Source organism: Collinsella sp., from assembly GCF_052346665.1.
Taxonomy (GTDB): Bacteria; Actinomycetota; Coriobacteriia; order Coriobacteriales; family Coriobacteriaceae; genus Collinsella.
In genome coordinates this window covers 45,016-64,051 of sequence record NZ_DAWDUX010000002.1, presented here as the reverse complement: position 1 = coordinate 64,051, position 19,036 = coordinate 45,016, and the positions used below count along the sequence as shown (strand labels likewise).

15 protein-coding genes and 1 pseudogene are annotated in these 19,036 nt (G+C 59.0%); 10 read left to right on the top strand and 6 right to left on the bottom strand.

All coding sequences use genetic code 11. The features are described 5' to 3' along the window. The first annotated feature begins 133 nt into the window (after positions 1 to 133). Positions 134 to 934 (top strand): sulfite exporter TauE/SafE family protein, encoded by an 801-nt coding sequence (locus tag ACT8II_RS00865; protein WP_118653728.1) that lies wholly within the window; start codon positions 134 to 136, stop codon positions 932 to 934. Positions 935 to 1,045: 111 nt separating this feature from the next. Here the strand turns inward: ACT8II_RS00865 and ACT8II_RS00860 are convergent, their stop codons facing one another. Then, on the bottom strand, positions 1,046 to 2,134 hold the full coding sequence (locus ACT8II_RS00860) for a radical SAM protein (protein ID WP_443812797.1): 1,089 nt from the start codon (positions 2,132 to 2,134) through the stop codon (positions 1,046 to 1,048). 115 nt (positions 2,135 to 2,249) lie between these two features. Here ACT8II_RS00860 and ACT8II_RS00855 point away from each other — a divergent pair, with 115 nt between their 5' ends. The 8 genes from ACT8II_RS00855 (at position 2,250) to ACT8II_RS00820 (ending at position 11,275) form a co-directional block, all read left to right on the top strand. Next, a complete protein-coding gene (locus ACT8II_RS00855) occupies positions 2,250 to 3,017 on the top strand; it encodes a MurR/RpiR family transcriptional regulator (RefSeq protein ID WP_118653726.1) in 768 nt (255 codons plus the stop codon). A 181-nt stretch (positions 3,018 to 3,198) separates the two neighbouring features. Next, positions 3,199 to 4,497: a PTS sugar transporter subunit IIC gene (locus tag ACT8II_RS00850; protein ID WP_118653725.1), complete on the top strand. Its 1,299-nt coding sequence runs from the start codon at positions 3,199 to 3,201 to the stop codon at positions 4,495 to 4,497. Positions 4,498 to 4,503: 6 nt separating this feature from the next. Further along, a complete protein-coding gene (locus ACT8II_RS00845) occupies positions 4,504 to 5,994 on the top strand; it encodes a sulfatase-like hydrolase/transferase (protein WP_302742841.1) in 1,491 nt (496 codons plus the stop codon). An 8-nt stretch (positions 5,995 to 6,002) separates the two neighbouring features. Next, positions 6,003 to 6,335, top strand: coding sequence for a PTS lactose/cellobiose transporter subunit IIA (locus tag ACT8II_RS00840; protein WP_407495489.1), 333 nt, complete (start codon positions 6,003 to 6,005; stop codon positions 6,333 to 6,335). Further along, positions 6,328 to 6,630: a PTS sugar transporter subunit IIB gene (locus tag ACT8II_RS00835; protein WP_443812796.1), complete on the top strand. Its 303-nt coding sequence runs from the start codon at positions 6,328 to 6,330 to the stop codon at positions 6,628 to 6,630. Before ACT8II_RS00840 ends, ACT8II_RS00835 begins: the two co-directional genes overlap by 8 nt. Before the next feature lie 328 nt (positions 6,631 to 6,958). After that, positions 6,959 to 7,792 carry a PRD domain-containing protein gene (locus tag ACT8II_RS00830; protein WP_294121913.1) on the top strand — a complete coding sequence of 278 codons (834 nt, stop codon included), beginning with the start codon at positions 6,959 to 6,961 and terminating at the stop codon, positions 7,790 to 7,792. Between the two features lie 15 nt (positions 7,793 to 7,807). Continuing rightward, positions 7,808 to 9,733: a beta-glucoside-specific PTS transporter subunit IIABC gene (locus tag ACT8II_RS00825; protein ID WP_443812795.1), complete on the top strand. Its 1,926-nt coding sequence runs from the start codon at positions 7,808 to 7,810 to the stop codon at positions 9,731 to 9,733. Between the two features lie 78 nt (positions 9,734 to 9,811). After that, positions 9,812 to 11,275, top strand: a complete 1,464-nt coding sequence (locus tag ACT8II_RS00820; RefSeq protein ID WP_294121915.1) for a sulfatase — start codon at positions 9,812 to 9,814, stop codon at positions 11,273 to 11,275. Positions 11,276 to 11,791: 516 nt separating this feature from the next. On the opposite strand, the gene ACT8II_RS00815 is transcribed toward ACT8II_RS00820, so the two are convergent. The 5 genes and pseudogenes from ACT8II_RS00815 to ACT8II_RS00795 all read right to left on the bottom strand — a co-directional run bounded on the left by ACT8II_RS00815 (position 11,792) and on the right by ACT8II_RS00795 (position 18,014). Continuing rightward, positions 11,792 to 12,958 carry a septal ring lytic transglycosylase RlpA family protein gene (locus ACT8II_RS00815; RefSeq protein WP_294121916.1) on the bottom strand — a complete coding sequence of 389 codons (1,167 nt, stop codon included), beginning with the start codon at positions 12,956 to 12,958 and terminating at the stop codon, positions 11,792 to 11,794. Between the two features lie 469 nt (positions 12,959 to 13,427). Next, the gene (locus ACT8II_RS00810; protein ID WP_294121917.1) at positions 13,428 to 14,012 is read right to left on the bottom strand and encodes a DUF1667 domain-containing protein; all 585 of its coding nucleotides are present in this window, start codon (positions 14,010 to 14,012) and stop codon (positions 13,428 to 13,430) included. Positions 14,013 to 14,015: 3 nt separating this feature from the next. Beyond that, positions 14,016 to 15,602, bottom strand: coding sequence for an NAD(P)/FAD-dependent oxidoreductase (locus ACT8II_RS00805; protein ID WP_294121918.1), 1,587 nt, complete (start codon positions 15,600 to 15,602; stop codon positions 14,016 to 14,018). Then, positions 15,603 to 17,024, bottom strand: a pseudogene (locus tag ACT8II_RS00800) (NAD(P)/FAD-dependent oxidoreductase); the annotation flags it as partial. A 141-nt stretch (positions 17,025 to 17,165) separates the two neighbouring features. After that, positions 17,166 to 18,014 (bottom strand): hypothetical protein, encoded by an 849-nt coding sequence (locus ACT8II_RS00795; RefSeq protein WP_443812794.1) that lies wholly within the window; start codon positions 18,012 to 18,014, stop codon positions 17,166 to 17,168. Positions 18,015 to 18,183: 169 nt separating this feature from the next. On the opposite strand from ACT8II_RS00795, the gene ACT8II_RS00790 reads away from it, so the two are divergent. Next, positions 18,184 to 19,023, top strand: a complete 840-nt coding sequence (locus ACT8II_RS00790; protein WP_294121921.1) for a PRD domain-containing protein — start codon at positions 18,184 to 18,186, stop codon at positions 19,021 to 19,023. The last annotated feature ends 13 nt before the right edge of the window (positions 19,024 to 19,036 follow it).

Sequence of the window (19,036 nt, the reverse complement as noted above, 5' to 3'; positions counted from 1 at the left end):
CGCGCGGCGGCTTGCGCGTTGCATCGTGGCCGCCGCGCGGCGAATTCCGACACGCCTCGTGCGATGAGTGGTATCATCTGTCGATGTGTTCGATAATGTTCGAAATGTGTGTATATATGTTCGGAGGCAATCGATGGCAATCATCTACGCAGCAGTGTTCGCTGTCTGCTTCTTCTCGTCGATCATCGGCGCGATCTGCGGCATCGGCGGCGGGGTCATCATCAAGCCCGTGCTCGACGCACTCGGGGTGTTCCCTGTTTCGACCATCAATTTCCTCTCGGGATGCACGGTCCTGTCCATGACCGCCTACTCGGTCCTGCGCTCCCGCGTCTCCGGTGCCTCGCAGATCGACTTCAAGACCGCCACGCCGCTTGCCATCGGCGCGGCAGTGGGCGGCCTGGTGGGCAAGGATCTCTTCAGCATGGTCGAGGGCCTGTTCGACACGCCCAACACCGCCGGCGCGGTGCAGGCCGCGGTGCTCATGGTCATCACCATCGGAACCCTCGTCTACACCGTCAATAAGGAGAAGATCGCCACCAAGCGGGTCAGCGGGGCCCTTGCGTGCGCGGTCATCGGCCTGTTCCTCGGCATCATGTCGAGCTTCCTCGGTATCGGCGGCGGTCCCATCAACCTCGTCGTCCTTTATTATTTCTTCAGCATGGAAACCAAGGAGGCCGCGCAGAACTCCCTGTATATCATCCTGTTCTCACAGGCTGCGAGCACTGTTCGCAGCATCCTCACGATGGATCTTGCGAGCATTAGCATTGCGTTGATTGCGGGCATGGTTGCCTGTGGCATTTTGGGCGGCGTCGCCGGTCGTGCTATGAACAAGCGCATCGATTCCGAGCGAGTTGACAAACTGTTCATCGGCCTCATGGTCGTTATCATCCTTATCAATGTCTACAACATCGCGAAGTACACTGTGCTGGCATAAATCGCTCGGCACCATCGCCTCGCACTGAAGAGACGGGCTCCTCTCCACACGGGGAAGGGCCCGCTTTGGGGTTCGGGCGACAGGTGGGGTGCTCGAACCCTTGGAAGCGTTTTAGCGCAACGTGCGCGCAATCGCGATCATGTCGGGGGCGGCGTATTCGAGGAAGTCGCGGTATCCGCAATAGTCCTCGCGATAGTAGCAGGTATTGAGGCGCTTGCAGTTCTTGTGGCAGATGCGCTCGAAGGGGCAGTCCGCGCACAGGGTGCAATCGCGCCTGGGTTCGGCGATGAACGTGCGGAGCGCGTCGCAGGTGGCCATGTCCTCCAGTGAGTTTTCGCGGATGTTGCCCAGGCAATATCGGTCGAGCACGTAGAAGTCGCAGGGGTACACATCTCCGTTGCCCTCGACCACGAACTGCGGTGCGCATGCCCCGAGCATGCCGCACTGCTGGGGCCAAACGCCTGCGAACAGGGGTATCACGTTGTCGAAGAGCGTCACGCTCATGCGGTCGCCGCGCTTGAAGTCCTCGAGCCACATGCGGAAGAACGTTTTGTAGAAGCTCGCGAAGCTCTCGGGCTCCAGCGAGTACTCGTCGTTCGTCTCATCGAGTCCCGGCAGGCAGGGGATGAGTTGGACGAAGCCGAACTTGTGCTGTTTGTAGAAGCGGTAGAGCTTTTGGGGGTGATGGGCGAGCTGGTCGGTGAGGACGGTGAGGATGTTGAATTCCGCGCCTGCCCGCCTCAGCGCCGATATAGCATCCAGCACGCGGCCCATGGTGCCCACGCCGCGCGCATCGGGTCGCAGCCAGTCGTGCATCTCGGGATAGCCGTCGATGGAGACGCCCACGAGGAAGTCGTGCTCGGCGAGGAACTCGGCCCAGGTGTCGTCGATGACGTAACCGTTGGTCTGGATGGCGTAGTGGACCGTCTGGCGCTCGCGAGCCTCATCGACGTGCGCGCAGAACGAGCGGAAGAACTCGAGCCCCGCGCAGGTGGGTTCGCCACCCTGGAAGGCAAAGGTCACCTCGGTGTCGGGGCCGAGCGCGAATGCAGCATCGATGATGGCCTCGGCGCATGGGGCCTCCATGACGCCGTGGTTCGCCGTCTCGTGGTGCTCTGCGACATCCGCGTAGAAGCAATAGCGGCAGCGCATGTTGCACGTCGAGCTGGCGGGTTTGATGAGAAACGAGATGTGCTTCATGGGTCCTCGCAGCGGGTCGTTGTGGTCTGATGAGGAGTCTACCATGTTGATTTGAGCTTCGAGGGCTTCGGGCGCGGTACACTATTTGGAGAGATATCCAATTTGAGGAGTGGCCATGAATCCCATTGATGAACTGCGTCGAGCTCTGCCTACACTCACCAAATCAGAATTGAAGGCCGCCGAGCGGATCCTGAACGACCCGAATATCATGTTGGGCAGCAGCATCACCAACCTGGCAAAGCTCACCGGTTCATCCAACTCCGCGATTATCCGCATGTGCCAAAAGCTCGGATATGATGGGTTCGCCGAATTCCGCTTCTCCTTCAACCGGGCCATGATGGCAGCTGAGAGCCCCTCTGTGGAAGCGGATCACGACGATTCGAATAGGCTCGTCGACACGTATGCTCGATATATGCATCTGATTCCCCAGTGTGTCTCCAAGGAGCAATTCGACGCCCTCGCCGAGGCGATCGTTCAGGCCAGGCGGCTTGTAATTTGGGGGTCGAACAGGACGTTTCAGAGCGCGATGCAGCTTTCTCATCGTCTGACGAGACTCGGTATTTTCAATAAACCGACTGATGACGCCATCGTCATGTCCGATGATGCAGCGATATTAGAGAGCGGAGACGTTTGCATCGTCTTGAGCATGCAGGGTCGAGGTAATTGCATGTATGGCGAGGATATGGATGTGATGCGCGAGCGCGGGGTCGATGTGCATCTGGTGACCATGGACGGCAGGTCGAGCCTCGTTCCGCACGCTTCCGAGGTATATGTGCTTCCCTGGATCAGCCATGATGACTCGATAAACTTCTACGAAGACCAGGTAATCGTTTACATGTTCATAGAGATGCTCCTGTTGAACATCTCTCGAAATTTCTCCTAGTGTGAACGGCATGAAATGGATAACTATCCATAGCATGCCGTTCATCGTGGAAAACTATCCACTCACGGACAAATATCCAATAGAGAACGGACATATATCCAAATCGACTACTCTATAAGATGAAGAGCGGTTCCGGGCCCGAATCGCTCCCGTGTTTCTGCACCGAGAGAAGAGGGAAGAGATGGAGAAGTTCCAAGCTCTGATGGAGAAGACGCTCGTCCCGTTTGCGACTAAGCTCTCCAACAACAAGGTCTTGAAGGCCATTTCGGGCGGTTTCGGCATGCTGCTGCCCATCATCATGGTCGGCGCCATCGCGTCGCTGCTCGCCGGCTTGAGCATTACGCCCTATCAGGAGTTCATCACCGCGAATGGCCTCAAGACGGTGTTCTCGTATGTGACCACGTATACGACGAACATGCTGTCCCTGTATGCCGCATTCGCCATAGGCAAATGCATGGCCGAGCAGCTTGACTGCGAGGGTCAGTCTTCCATTATCGGAATAGCCTCGCTGTTCGTGTTCCTGCTGCTCATTCCTTCCGGCATTGCTGCCGACGGCACCGCGGTCGCCAACATGATCGACATGACTTACTTTGGGTCTGCCGGCTTGTTCTCCGCGATGATCCTCGGTATCGTCGTTCCCGCCATCTACGCGGTCTTCATTAAGAGGAACATCACCATCAAGATGCCCGATGGCGTCCCTCCGTTCGTTTCCAAGGGTTTCGCCGGCATCATCCCCGTGCTGTGCATCACCATCCTGTTTGTCATCGTCCGCCAGCTCTGCGCCCTGACCCCCTTTGGTTCCTTTGACGGAATGATCTATGGCTTGCTCAAGGCCCCGCTCGCCTCGTTGAGCGAGAGCCCGCTCACCTTCGGCCTCCTGGTCCTTCTGTGCAATCTGCTGTGGTTCTTCGGCATCCATGGCGGTATGGTCACGATGCCTTTCATCACCATGCTGTACATGCCCGCCGCCCTCGAGAACCTCGATGCGTTTGCAGCGGGCGCCGCGGCCCTGCCCAACATCCTCACCAACACGTGGTGGTTCACCTTCGTCCAGCTCGGCGGGTCCGGCGGCATCATCGGCCTTGTTCTGTGCATGCTCTTCGTGGCCAAGAGCGAGCGCTACAAGTCCCTCGGTAAGATGGCAATCGCCCCGGCGCTCTGCGGAGTTTCCGAGCCCGTCGTCTTCGGTATGCCCCTCATGCTCAACGTCATGATGTTCATTCCCATGATCCTGACGCCTCTCCTGAGCTTCGTTCTTTCCTACGCGGTGACTTCCATCGGGCTCGTTCCCGTTCTGAATGGAATGCAGCTGCAGACCGGTACCCCTGTGCTCCTGTCCGGATTCCTTACGGGCGGTTGGCGGGCAATGATCTGGCAGGCGGTTCTCGTCGCCCTCCAGTTCGCCATCTATTTCCCGTTCTTCAAGATGCTCGACAAGCAGGCATATGCCGACGAGCAGGCAGCCGCCAAGGAGGCGTAAGCGCTGATGGACAATCGCTCCAACATCGTGTGGTTCGTCGCGGACCAGATGCGCGCGGACTCAATGGCCCATCTGGGCAATCCGGCGGCGAGCACCCCCAACCTCGACGCCATGGCGGAGGAGGGCGTGTCCTTCGCGGACGCGTACTGCCAGAATCCCGTTTGCGTTCCGAGCCGCTGCAGCTTCTTGACCGGCCTGTACCCCCACACGCTTGGTCACCGCACGATGCACTTCATGATGCATCGCGAGGATCCCAATATCCTCAAGACCATGAAGGAGGCCGGGTATGAGGTCGTGTGGATCGGTCGCAACGACTTCATCCCGGGCTCATGGAGCAAGGAGGCGTATTGCGACCATTTCTTCGATGGAACCGACCTAGTCGACAAGGTGGGCGTCGAGGGTCTCAAGATGAACTTCGGCGGGAAGAACTTCCCCACGCCCGAGGTGCCCGAGGTCTTCGAGGGGCACGATCTCAAGTACTCCTTCTTCCAGGGGAAGTACCCCGAGGGTTCGCTCAATAGCGACTTCGACTGGAACTGCGTGAATGCCGCCCTGGCGTTCTTGGACTCCATCGACCCCGAGAAGCAGGAAAAGCCCTTCTTCATCTACTGCACGCTGTCGTTCCCGCATCCCCCGTACGGTTGTGAGGAGCCATGGTATTCGCTTGTCGATCGTACGGCCCTTCCGCCGCGTCGCCCCAATGTGGAGACGCTGGAGGGCAAGGCGAGTATCTTGAGTGCCATTCGTGACCGCCAAGATATGAAGAGATGGGGCGAGCCCCAGTATGACGAGATGCGCGCGGTGTATCTCGGCATGGTGGCGCGCTGGGACCACATGCTCGGCCTCGTGCTCGACAAGCTGCGCGAGCGCGGGTTGTACGACGACACGAACGTCTTCGCGTTCAGCGACCATGGCGACCTGACGGGAGACTACGGCATCGCAGAGAAGTGCCAGAACTCCTTCGAGGACCCCTTGACGAACGTGCCCCTTGTGGTCAAGCCTGCGGCGTCGGTGCCGGTGGAGCCGGGCGTGCGCCACGGCCTTGTCGGTCTGATCGACCTTCCCGCGACGGTTGCGGAGATTGTCGGCGTGGACCTGGGATACGTGCAGTTCGGCAGCTCCCTGATGGGGGCGATCTCCGGTGAGGACACGCCGCATGATGCGATGTTCTGCGAGGGCGGGCGTATCCACGGTGAGTGGCAAGCAATGGAGCCCGAACATGGACCCGAGTCACCATACTGGCCGCGTATATCCGCACAACACGAGGAGGGACCTGCACACACCAAGGGCGCGATGGTGCGCATGGGAAACCTCAAGTACGTCATGCGCCTGTACGAGGGTGACCAGCTCTACGACCTTGAGGTGGACCCCATGGAGCTCGTCAACCTTGTTGATGATCCGGCATACGCCCAATCCGCCGCGCAGCTTCGAGACAGGCTGCTCAGGTTCTACATGGAGACGGCCGATTACGTGCCGCCCAAGTTCGACAAGCGTTAGGAGGACCAATGGCCGTATCCGAAGAGGTGCAGCTGGTCAGCTTCCAGATCATCGCGAGCGTCGGCACCGCGCGCTCTTGCTACATCCAGGCGATTGATTGCGCCGAGCGGGGTGATTTCGAGGGTGCCGAGAAGCTTATAGAGGAGGGCGAGGAACAGTTCCGCGCCGGTCATGACGCACATTTTGGGTTGATTCAGAAAGAGGCGGCGGGGGAGTCGAGTGAGTTCGCGCTCATCCTCATGCACGCCGAGGACCAGCTCATGAGCGCTGAGGCTTTTGGGATCCTTGCCCGTAAGATTGTGAACGTTTACAAGAAGATGGAGGATTGTATCCATGCGTAACATCAAGTTGTTCTGTGCCGCGGGCATGTCCACAAGCATGCTGGTAGAGCGTATGAAAGCGGCCGCCGCTGACCAGGGTTATGAGGTCGAGATTGCGGCCCATGCCGTCGCCGAGGCGTCCAAGCTCGGCGGGGATGCGGATTTCATCTTGCTTGGCCCGCCGGTTCGCTTTGAGGTCGACCGTGTCAAGGCCTTGTTCCCGGATAAGCCGGTTGAGGCGATTGATACGGTCATGTACGGCACCATGAACGGCGTCGGCGTGATCAATCATGTCCGCGAGGTCCTTGGAGACTAGCGACGAGGGCGGCCTGCGTTTACCCGGGTCAATTGCTTTCCAAGGTCATTGGTCCGGTTTCGCGTTCCAGATTTCTTCGCCTTTCCAGCTCACCGCTCGTCGGGGCGATTTGACCGTTGGCCGCAATGCCGCTGCCCATTCTTGCGAATCATAGAGTCAAAGGTGTAAAAAAGAAACGTTCAATCGCATATCACGCGTCAACAGGGCGTGTAACTGTTTCGAGCAGGCAGGACCCGGGTTGATAGAATCATTCCTCACAGGGATTGTTCTATCAACTCGGGTTTTTCGTTTTGAAGACCGTGATATCGAGCTGGGGAGGAGTTTGGTCGTGAAGCTCACCAAGACGCTCAACAATAACGTCGCCGTCGCGCAGGATAACAATGGCTGCGAGTTCGTAGTCATCGGACTGGGCGTTGGCTACGTTGAGCGTGGTGCCGAGATTCCCCAGGAAAAGGTCGAGCGCGTCTTTTCGTCCGTCGAGCAGCAGAGTCAGCTCTATCAGCTCGTCGAGTCGATTCCGCAACGCTATTTCGACTTGGCCCGGGAAATCGTGGACTACGCTCAGAGCACACTCGGCGTTCGTCTTGCCGACTCCATCTACATCGCGCTCACCGATCATATTGCCTACGTGCATGAGCGCGCGCAGAAGGGGCTCCTTCCCAAGAATTCGCTGACCTGGGAGATCAGCCAGTACTATCGCCGAGAGTTCGAGGTGGGCAAGAAGGTCGTCGAGCTCCTTGAGGATGAGCTTGACGGAACGAGTGCGTTGCTCGGCGATGCCGAGGCGGCTTCCATTGCGTTGCATCTTATCAACGCGGAGCAAGAGGAGGCAGGTTCTCGGCAGGGAATCGAAGAGCTCAAGCTCATGAACCAGGTCATGCAGATCATTCGGTATCAGGCGCATCTCGTGTACAGCGAGGGCGATCTTGACTATCAGCGATTGGTTGTGCACGTGCGTTTCTTTGCGCAGCGCGTGCTGGGTGGGGAGCGCTCCCAAGTGCCCAGCGCGCTGTTCAAGATGGTGCGGGAGAGCTATCCGGAGGCGTATTCCGTGGCTGAGCATGTGCGCGCATTCGTTGAGGGGAAGCTCGCGCGCTCGATTGGCGATGAGGAGATCACCTATCTCATTATCCACATCGCACGTTTGCTCGATAGAGCATGAGGCTAGGAGGAACCCGTGGCTAAAAAAGACTACGATGCCCTCGCCAAGTTCATCTTGGATCATGTGGGCGGCAGCGAGAACGTGGTGTCGCTGCGGCACTGTGTCACGCGCTTGCGTTTCAAGCTTAAGGATGAGGGTCGCGCCGACACCGAGGCACTCAAAAACCATGAATGGATTATCGATGTCATTCAGAAGGGCGGCCAGTACCAGGTCGTTATCGGCAACGACGTCGAGGACGCATTCGATGCAGTCATGATGCTCGGCAAGTTCGCGGGCGCTTCTGAGGACGCCAAGGTGGCCGACGACGAGGGTAAGAGCCTGTTTGATCGTCTGGTCGACATGATCTCGTCCATCCTGACCCCCGTGATTCCCTTGCTGGCAGGTTGTGGCATCATCAAGGGTCTTCTTGCGTTCTGCACGGCGCTCAAATGGATCGACCCGACTTCGGGCTTTGCGCAGATCTTGTCTGCAGCCGGTGACAGCCTGTTTTACTTCTTCCCGGTCTTTTTGGGATACACCTCGGCCGAGAAGTTTGGCATGAACAAACTCCTTGGGATGGCGATTGGTGCCACCCTCGTGCACCCCACCATCGTGAACCTGAAGGCCGCCGAGCCCCTGTTCACGCTCTTTGAGGGTTCCCCCATCGCGACGAACGTGACGACGACGTTCCTGGGAATTCCGGTGCTGATGGTGAGCTATACGTCGAGTGTTATGCCCATCATCGCCGCCACTTTCTTTGGTGCGCGCGTTGAGAAGTTCTTCAAGAAGATCGTGCCCGATGTCGTCAAGATGTTCGTCGTGCCTGCTGCCACGCTTGCGATAACGGTCGTTCTCACCCTACTCCTTGTCGGTCCTGTTGTTACGTGGGCGAGCCAGCTCATCGCTGCGGGCATTACCGCGGTTCAAAAGTTCAGCCCCGTTCTCACGGGTGTGCTGGTGGGCGGTCTTTGGCAGGTTCTTGTTGTGTTCGGCCTACACCATGCGTTTACGCCCATTGCTCTCAATAGCTTGATGGTTCAGGGGTACGAGAACCTTACATGCTACATGGCCGCCGTTCCGTTCACGACCATGGCGGTGGTGCTTGCCGTGTACCTGCGCACGAAGGATAAAAAGCTCAAGTCCGTTGCTCTGCCCGCTGCCATCTCGAGCTTCTTTGGCGTGTCCGAGCCTTCCATCTATGGCGTTACGCTTCCTCTCAAGCGTCCCTTCGCCTTCACTCTCGTGTCTTCCGCTGTGGGCGGTGCCATCCTTGGCATGTTTGGCTGCATGCGTTACACGCAGGGTGGTCTTGGGTTCTTCAATATTCCTGCCTTCATCAATCCCACCGCTCCCGAACTCGATATGACGTTCTACGGCGTGTTCATCGCTATCGGCGTTGCCATGGCAATGGGCTTCCTGCTCACGTTCTTCTTTGGCGTTCCTGCTCATGCTACGGCTCGCAATGTCGCCGATGCTACGTCTGACGTGGGGGCCGACGGCCAGATCAAGCAGGAGGTCTTCGTGGCGCCGGTGGCGGGCGAGGTCGTCGCGCTCGAGGACGTCGATGACGAGGTGTTCGCATCGGGATCCGTTGGAAAGGGCGTTGCCGTCAAGCCGTCCGAGGGCACCGTTGTGGCGCCTGCCGATGGCGAGGTGACGATGCTCTTCAAGACCGGTCATGCCGTGGGCATCACGACCGCCTCTGGCGCCGAGCTGCTCATCCACATTGGCATCGATACGGTTCAGCTCAACGGCCGCGGGTTCACGCCTCAGGTCAAGGCGGGCGATGTGGTCAAGAAGGGCCAGCCCCTCGTGACGTTCGACCGCGCCCTCTTGACCTCCGAGGGTTATGACGACACCGTTATCTTTGTGGTGTCCAATGCCGGAAACTTCCAGGATGTCGTGCGTTCGCAGGAGGCTGCTGCGCGCACCGATCGCGAGCTGCTCGCGGTGCTCGTCTAGATCAAAATAGTTGGGCGGGGTCGCCGGCTTTGCGCCGTCGGCCCCGCATGCCACAGGCGGCTGAAAGGAGTCCCACGCATGCGTGCGGTTATGCTCATGTTCGATACCCTGTCTCGGGCGTATGTGTCTCCATACGGCTCGGACGCTGCGCTCACGCCAAATTTCGCGCGGCTTGCAGAGCACTGTTGCACGTTCGATCGCTTCTACGGCGGCTCCATGCCGTGCATGCCGGCCCGCCGCGAGCTCCATACCGGGCGCTATAACTTTTTGCACCGCAGCTGGGGACCGCTTGAGCCGTTCGACTATTCGTGTTTCCAGGCGCTCGACGCTTCCGGCGTGTATGCGCACCTCATCACCGACCATTCTCACTATTGGGAGGACGGGGGCGCCACGTACCACAATCGTTATAGCTCCTGGGAGGGATTTAGAGGCCAAGAGGGTGATCGGTGGGCTCCGCGCGATGTGGTTGAGGGACTTCCGGTGCATATGTCCCCGCTGCAAAAGGTCAAGGGGCCCAGCCCCATTCAGCATGAGGCGAATAAGCGTCGTCAGCCCCGTGAGGAAGATATGTCGACGGTGCGAACAGTGACGGCGGGGCTGGAGTTCCTTTCTTCCCACGCACAGCGCGACAACTGGTTCGTTCAGATAGAGTGCTTCGATCCCCATGAGCCGTTTGACGTGCCGCAGGAGTATCGCGCTGCCGCAGGCTTGTCCGATGCGCCTCGGCTCAACTGGCCGGCGTATGGGGCCGTGGATGTGGACGCCCATGTCGAGGAGCTCGATGAATGCCGTCGTGAGTATGCGGCATTGGTCGCCCTGTGCGATGCGCAGCTCGGCCGTGTGCTCGATGCGTTTGATGAGTACGGCCTATGGGAAGACACGCTTCTTATCGTGAATACCGATCACGGGTTTTTGCTGGGTGAACATGGGTATTTGGGTAAGAACTTTTGGCCCATGCACCAGGAGATCATTCACACGCCGTTCTTTTTGCACGTGCCCGGGGTTGATGGGGGCACTCGTTGCTCGGCGCTCTGCCAGACGATCGACCTTGCGCCGACATTGCTCGACTGGTTCGGCGTCGATGCGGATGTCGAGATGGACGGTCGCTCTTTGCTTCCTGTAGTGCGAGATGGCGCGGCGGGCCATGCATATGCCCTGTTCGGGGCCCACGGAAATCACGTGTGCGTTACCGACGGCGACTACGTGTACATGCGCGCCGCCGCGCGCGAGGACAATGAGCCCTTCGTGGAGTGCACGCTCATGCCAACGAACATACGCGGGTTTTTTTCACGCGAGCAGCTTAACTCTGCCGAGTTGGTGACAGGTTGCCGCTTTACCAACGGCTGGCCATACCTAAAATGCCGTTCGCGCACGTATATGAATTCGTATACGTTCGGTAGCTCCCTTTGGGACGTGCGCTCAGGGGAGGAATGCATCGAGGACGCTGAGATTGAGTCGCGTTTGCTCTCTGCGCTCGTTGAGGAAATGAGAAGGGTCGAGGCGCCGGAGGAGGAGTTCGCGAGGCTTGGGCTCGGCGTGTAAGGTGGTTGCCCGCGGGGGTCGCGGGCTCACCGGATAGGGCGCCTGCGTGTGTGCGGGCTGCCGAGTTTTCCGCATAACGGCCTGCATGTATGTACGCGACACATTGTGACTAGCGAGATTCCTCGCATGGTGACCTGCCTGTATGTACCCGGTTCGTGGAGTTCTCCATATGACCGAGTTTCTGCACGTGCACGGCTTGCAGGGTGCATCGTATGGCAGCGTATCTGCGCGTGCGACCTATGCGCTTGTGGCGCACGGGTGATTGAGGAATTGTTTGGCTTTCGGCTCTTCTGATCCTCGACATCCGGATACATCGACATGAAAAAGCGCCAATAGGAATTTCTTTCGATTCTCCTATTGGCGCGAGCCTTTTTATGTGTGGCTGGACCACGCATGCCGTTGGTTTGCGTGGTCCCGGATTGCGTGCACCGTTGGTTTGCGTGCGGCTGAACTGTACGCGTTGCTGGTTTGCCTGTGGCCGGACCGCGCATGTCGTTGATTGATGCCCGGCTTCCCTTACAGGAAACGGTATTGGACCGTACCCACGCCGACGCTCACAAAATTCAGGGCGCGTGCGACGGCTGGCTGCATGTCGATCACGCGGCCGTGCGCATAGGGTCCACGGTCGTTCACATAGGCGATGACCGAGCGTCCCCCGTAACGAATCTCGACGCGCGTGCCAAGGGGCACGTTGAGCATGGCGATGCCCATCGAGGTCTCGGTGACCTTCTCGCCGCTGGCGGTGGTTCCGCCCATAAACCCGTCGCCGATGCCGTAGTAGGATGCGACGCCCGTCAGCCAGCCTCCGGTCGACTCGGATGAGCCCGAGTTGGACGAGCCCGAGTTCCCGCTGTCACCCGAACCGTTAGAGTTGTTCGAATTGCCGGACCCGTTGCCCTGGGTATTGGTTCCGCCGTTCTGCTCGCTTTGCGATCCATTGCCGGACCCGCCGTTCTCAGGCTGAGTTGTGGACTCGCCGTTGGGGTTGGCGGCATTCTGTTGAGCGTCTTGCTGGGCTTGGAGTTGCGCTGCCTGCTCGGCGGCCTTGCGGGCGATCTCCGCCTCGGCGGCGTCCTCCGCATTCGCTTTTGCCTGCACTTTTGCGGCGGCGCTTTGCGCTTGCGCATACGCTTCGGAAGCGCGTGCGAGTTCGGCATCCGCCTGGTCCTTGGCTCGTCCCAATTCGTCAAGTTTGCCGTTCAGCTCATCCTCGAGCTTGTTGAGCTCATTGAGGGCAGAGACGTTTGCGTCCTGAACGGTCCCCAGGTATTTTGAAAGGTTGATGAAGTCGGCAAATGACTCGGCATTCAACAGCAGGCTGATGGTGCCTCCGTTTGAGGAGTGTGTCTTATACAGGTCACTCGCTGCGTCCGCCGCGCGTTGTTGGCGCGCGGGGAGCAGGTCCTGCTCGATGTGAAGGATCTCGTCCGCGATTTCGGCAACCTGTGCGTTGAGTTCGGCGGCGTTCGAGGTCGCCTCGCTGTAGGTGGATGAGGCGCTCGATAGCTGCCCTTGCAGACGATTGAGCTCGGCGAGCGTCTCGGAGGACGCGGCGTACGCGGGGGTGGGGGAGAGGGTGAGCGCCTGTGTGGCGCCGGACATCACAAGTGCGCCCGTCAGACCGATGGTGCATGCAAGGCGCGCCGTGCGCGCGCGTTTGTGCCGATGCGTATCGAGAGCCATGTAAAACCGCCTTAGGTTGCTGACGGCATTCAGTATAGTTCAAGTCTCACCTTAAAGTTGAGCTTCAAGGTTTTCGCATATGCGAAGACGGTGTTCTGGGTGATGGGGTTCGTGCGCGCAAGCGATATTTGAGGATATGAACGGTTTTAGGATATGAATGACTCCATGTTGAGAGTGATTCTTCTCGGCACTATTTCCGCAGGTAAATACCTATAACAAGAATGGATGATATGAACGATTCGTTCATATCCTCCAGTTGCGCCAAGGAAATCACTCATATCCTTGCACCGTTCATATCCTCAGATCGCCCGCATCCTCACGTCACTCATATCATTAGGCTGACCGTTACTCCAGGTCGTTCATATCCTCGGGCCGAGCTTTACTTCAGGTCGTTCATATCCTCGGGCAGACCTTCAGCCCGGGTCGGCCTTCACTCCAGGCAGTTCATATCTTCCGATCGTTCATATCCTCAACAGCTGGCAAGCTTCTGCGCGTCAACGTTCATGCTGGCCACAAGGTCGACGCCCGTACCCAAAAGATCGCTCATCACAACGTCTCCCATGCGCACAGGTGCGGTGATGCTCGCATGGCGAATATCTCGCATGGCGCGCAGGTGAAGGTCTCGGGGAATGGGGCGCGCGGTTCGCACGGGAAGCAGCTTTTCATCGCCTTCGCGGACCACGATGGTCGTCGCGAGAATACGCATGGGTCGGATAATTTCTTGCTCGGCAAACTTGCGCCCTCTTGCGCAACGGTTGCCCTGGACAGAGAGAACGTGTTCAACCCCGTTTTCATCGATGCTCGTATCTATGGTGAGGGCACATTCTGAGGGGCAGGTGGTGCAGTGGAAATGGCGCGTCGTGCTCGCGGTAGTAGTCGTGTCGGTTTCGGCTCCATCGGGGTTAATGTCAGTTGCTGCACCATCGGCGTTAACGCCGCTTGCACATGCGCCTTGTGTATGCTCCTCGTAAGCCTGTTTGCACGCACCCGCCGTGTTGTTTGCGCTCGTCATATCAGCCGTCTCTTCGCTCGTTATGCCAGTCCTCTTTTCCATGTTCTACACCTCCTCGACGGGGTCGACGGAAAGAGTGATGTTGCCCGCGGCTCGCTCGATCATTCGCCGCGTGAGGGGCACCGATTCCATAATGCTTGGCTTGAACGAGCGGGGCTTTCCCGCAAAAAGAACCTCGTCTCCGCTGGAAATCACAATACGCGCGGTGCCAACGGGGCGTTTGACGCGGAAGAACAGCTTGGTGTTGGCGCATGCGGAGATGCGAGCTGGAACAACGTAGCCCGCCATCCCCGCAGCCTCAACAGTCAATGGTGAACGGAACTCGTCGTGCTTGGTCGGCGTGGTCGCCCTCTCGTTTGCCGTGCGAGACTGTTCTTCTATGGGCGCGGAATCGGTCGATGCGCGCCGGTCCGCCTGTTCCACACGAACCGCACAGGGCTCTGTGTCCGTGTTCGTGCCCTGCGTTTCGGTGCATGCTGCCGCCCAAGCTGCGGCGGCGGCTCCCGCGCGTTCCGCTTCGGCGGTCACATTGTCCGCAAGGTCGTGGACATGCAGGACGTTTCCGCAGGAGAAGATGCCCGGGACGTTCGTCTGCAGGTCCTGGTCCACGCGTGCGCCGCGGGTACGCGGGTCGAGCTCAACGCCTGCGGCACAGGCGATCTCATTTTCGGGAATGAGGCCCACCGAGAGCAGTAGCGTATCGCATGCGACGATGCGCTCCGTGCCCGGGATAGGGGCGAGGTTCTCATCGACGTGCGTCACTTCGACGCCCTCCACGCGGTTGCGCCCGATGACGCGCGTGACGGTGGTGGAGAGGTGCAGGGGTATATCGAAGTCCTCGAGGCAGTTTTTGACGTTGCGGTGCAAGCCGTTGGCGTAGGGCATAAGCTCGTAGACGCCTTCGACCTCGATGCCCTCGAGCGCGCATCGGCGTGCCATGATGAGGCCGATGTCGCCCGATCCCAAAATGACCACGCGATGCCCGGGCCGCAGGTTCTCGATGTTGATGTAACGCTGGGCGAGGCCCGCGGTGAACACGCCCGCCGGGCGGCTACCGGGAATCTTGATTTCCGAGCGCGTGCGTTCGCGGCAACCCATGGCAAGCACCACGGAGCGGCAGTGCACGTCGACCATACCCGATTCGGCCATGACGCGGACGGTGTGCCCGGTGGTGCGCATGAGTTCGCTTGCATCGGCCTCTGCGTGGGTCACGTTTAGCGCGGTTGCCCCGTGGGCGTCCACACTGCACCTCGGCTTCCCCGCGCGGGTATCGCCCTCGCGGGGGTTTCGGCTACTGCGTGTGGGCGCCTCGCAGCCGGATGTCCCAGGCATTGGCTCCTCGGAGGTTCCATCAATCGATAGCACCATGCTGCCGAGCATGACCTCGATATCCGTTTGAGCGACTTGGTCGATAAAGCGCTGTGCATATTCGGGCCCGGTGAGCTCCTCTTTGAAGTGCGTGAGTCCAAAACCGGGATGGATGCATTGGCGCAAGATGCCGCCGAGATGATCATTGCGCTCGATGATGACGACGTTGGCTCCCGCCTTGTGCGCCGCGAGTGCGGCTCCCATGCCTGCGGGGCCTCCTCCGATGACAGCGACGTCAAAGTCGCGCGCTGGGATGCTTCCCATCTATCGGCCCTCCTTGAGTGTGCCGTCGACAATCCATGAGCCGCGGTCCTCCAGAGGCACGGCGCTCGGTTCGCATCCGAGTTCTCGTGCGAGGATGTGGACCACGCGGCTTTGGCAAAAACCGCTTTGGCACCTGCCCATTCCTGCACGGCACCGGCGTTTGACGCCTTCCACCGAGACAGCTCCGGGTGAGCGGTGGATAGCTCGCACGATTTCCGCTTCGGGGACGGTTTCGCATCGGCAAACGATGCGCCCCCATGCGGGGTCGTGCTCGATAAGCTCCGCTTGGTGTTGAGGGCTCGACCGGTCAAAATCCTCGGGTGCGCGGCGCATGGGGCTCCAATCCGGGCGTTTCTCAAGGTCAAGGCCCGTGTCATGCAGGACGCAATCCATGTGCTCCGCGATGGCCGGCGCGCTGGCGACGCCGGGGGATTGAATGCCCGCGGCATGGAACATACCGGGAAGGACGACGGAGGGGCCGATCATGAAATCGTTCAGACCCTCGATGACCGCACGGCCACCTGCGAACGTGCGCACGACTCGTCGGGTATCAAGGTCGGGCACGAGCTTGCGGGCTCCGTTGAGCAGCGTCTCGACATCTGCCGCGTAGGTGTCGCGGTCGCCGGGCTCGCGCAACGCCGCCGTCGCGGTGATGACGGTGTTACCGTGCACGGTTCCCGTGACGATGACGCGGGGTAGAGGGGCATGAGGGCCCGCGGCTCCTTGTCGAGCACGGCGATGTTGCCCTGGCGCCACACGAGCTTGAATTCCTCGGCTCCCGCCATGTGCGAGATCAAGGCGGCTCCGTTGCCCGCGGCGTTGATGAGGATGCGACAGCGCACGGTTCCCTTGGGCGTGTGAATGGCAAAGCGTTCGGGTTGGTCGGACAGGCGGCGCGACCCTACGGGTAAGGGGGCGTTGCCCAAAAGCGTGTCGATGGCCTGTACGGGGGCCTCGCGTAGGAAAGTCACGCCGTTTGCCGTGGCGTTTTCCGCGCATGCGATTGCGACGTCGAATGGATCGACGTATCCGGTTGACGGGCACCAGAGGGCGCACGTTGCCTGCTCGTTAGCGCGCGGCTCCAGATGGCGAATACGCTCGGGGCCTACGATCTCGAGCTTGGGGACGCCGTTGGCGCGACCGTTTTGCACGAGGCGCTCGAGTGCGGCGTGATCATCGGCGGAAAAACCCAGGACCATGGAGCCGGTGCGGTTAAAGAGGAAGCCCAGCTCGCTGGACCACTGCGAGTAGAGTTCGCAGCCACGTGCGTTTACCTGTGCCTTTACCGTTCCTGGTGCGGGGTCATATCCAGCATGAACAAGTCCGCCATTGGCTTTTGATGCGCCGAGGGCGACGTCGTTTCCTGCCTCTATGACACAGATCGAGTTTTCATAGCGTGCGAGTTGCCGTGCGATGGCGCAGCCGGTGATGCCCGCGCCCACGATGGCAATGTCAAAGCTCTCTGCCATGGTGCCTACTCCTATCACGTGCCGGCGCTCGGTCGATTACGGTTGTTTGCGACGATGCGTGGCCGGCGTTGTAGACAAAGCGTCAACAGCAATGCTACGCCTGTCGCTTTTCTTTGCCACATCCAATCGGTCGAACGCTCCGAACACCCCGCCAACGGTGCAGGGCAGAGCTTTGGGGGACGCGATTGCGGTGGGTTGGGCTGCAGGTGAGGATTGCATGGCAATTATGGGATGACTGCGGTGTGTGATCGGACGACGCTTCTGCTCCAGCCTTCACTTTTGAAGCGCGAGAGTTAACTTTCGCCGCAGTTTTGGCGTCGTTTGCGCCGAACATCGCTTCGAGAGTTAACTTTCGAAGCGATTTTGTGGTGGACTCGATGGTTGGGGGATGGGCCGTACGGTTCGCAGATGCTTGCAATCGGTGCGGCAAAATTGGCATCAGTGGATGAACAGGCCTGTCATCCCATTCCGATTCGGTTTGGGTCAAAGGAGAAGACTTGTTTGCGTAGAGCTTTTCGATGTTTCCATAGTGTTCAATGCGTGCGGTCCTATCCGCTCTGTTCATCTTTGCAAGGAGGGCATCTGTGACGACGGAAAAATCCTCAACAGAGGATAGCTGGTGATTGGTGAGCGTGATTACGGAAAAGCCCTCCCTTTGAAGCTCTGCTCGACGCGCGCTATCTAAACCCAGTCTATCTTTCGATGCATGAAATGCATCGCTGTCGTATTCAAGGATGAGGTTCCAGGTCCTCCAGAGGAAGTCCGCATATCGTAGAGTCGTTTTTCTGCATCCCTCTTTGCCTTGTTCGCTTTCGTGCATTTGGCGGCTGTCTTGAATCCACTGGCGGAGCGATACAAACCGTTTGTCGGGTGTGGCCCCATGTTTTAAGGAGGTCGTTCTATACTCGTAATCGTTCGAGAGGTTACCTGTTTGGGCCTGCACCGAGCACCTGCTTACAGTTGCATATGAAGCCGGGATGTTACTCTTCGAGGCATACACCGTTTGAGCCGCGCAAGTGCGCGGGGTGGTTGCTTCGGAGAGTTTTTCATTTTGAGCGTACGTAGGAATGAGTCCGTTCATATGCACGGGAGGGAATTGAGGGGAGGCCGGTATGCAAGCCATTCGCAGCATCAACAACAATATTGCCGTGTGCGTAGATAGCGCAGGGCAAGAGTGCATCGCCATGGGAAAGGGGATTGGCTACGGTAAGATGCCGCATGAGGTTGAGCTTTCGAAGGTGACTCATACCTATTACTGCGTAGATGAACGTCAACTTGAGGGAGTCAAGGATATTCCCCAAGAGGTTCTTGCTTTTGCGGCATCTGCGGTCGATAGGGTTCGTGGACAGCTTCCATATCAGCTGAGCCCCAATCTCACGTTCACTCTTGCGGACCACATAGCGTTTGCCATTAGACGCGCGGAGCAGGGTATCCAGGTTCGGATGCCACTCGCCTATGACGTTGAGCAGAGCTATCCAGACGAATTTCGGTTGGGCCGTCAGCTGGTTCGTAGGATATGTCGTGAGTTCGGCGTGACACTTCGCGATGATGAAGCGAGTGGTATAGCAATGAGCTTGGTTAACGCACGCGCATCTGCTGCGACCGAGGAGGAGCTGACGAGGGCGCGTCAAGATGAAGACATGCTCGAGGACATTACTGAGATTGTTGAGAACCACTTTGGCGTAACAGTCGATCGAGCTTCGTTTGCGTTCTCTCGCTATGCGACACATCTCCATTACCTCTTTGCTCGAATTCATAGTGACGAGGTGCTGCCCGCTGAGGGTCTCAGTGGATATCAGGGCGTGGACGACCAATTTCCCGAGGGGGTCGTATGCGTTCGGAAGATTTGCGACCACATTCACGATGCATGGGGTGCCGATCTGACTGATGAGGAGCGTTTGTATCTCGTGATCCATGTAAGCAGGATTTGCATTAAGGGGACGGGACGGTAAGGCTGCCTGTCCC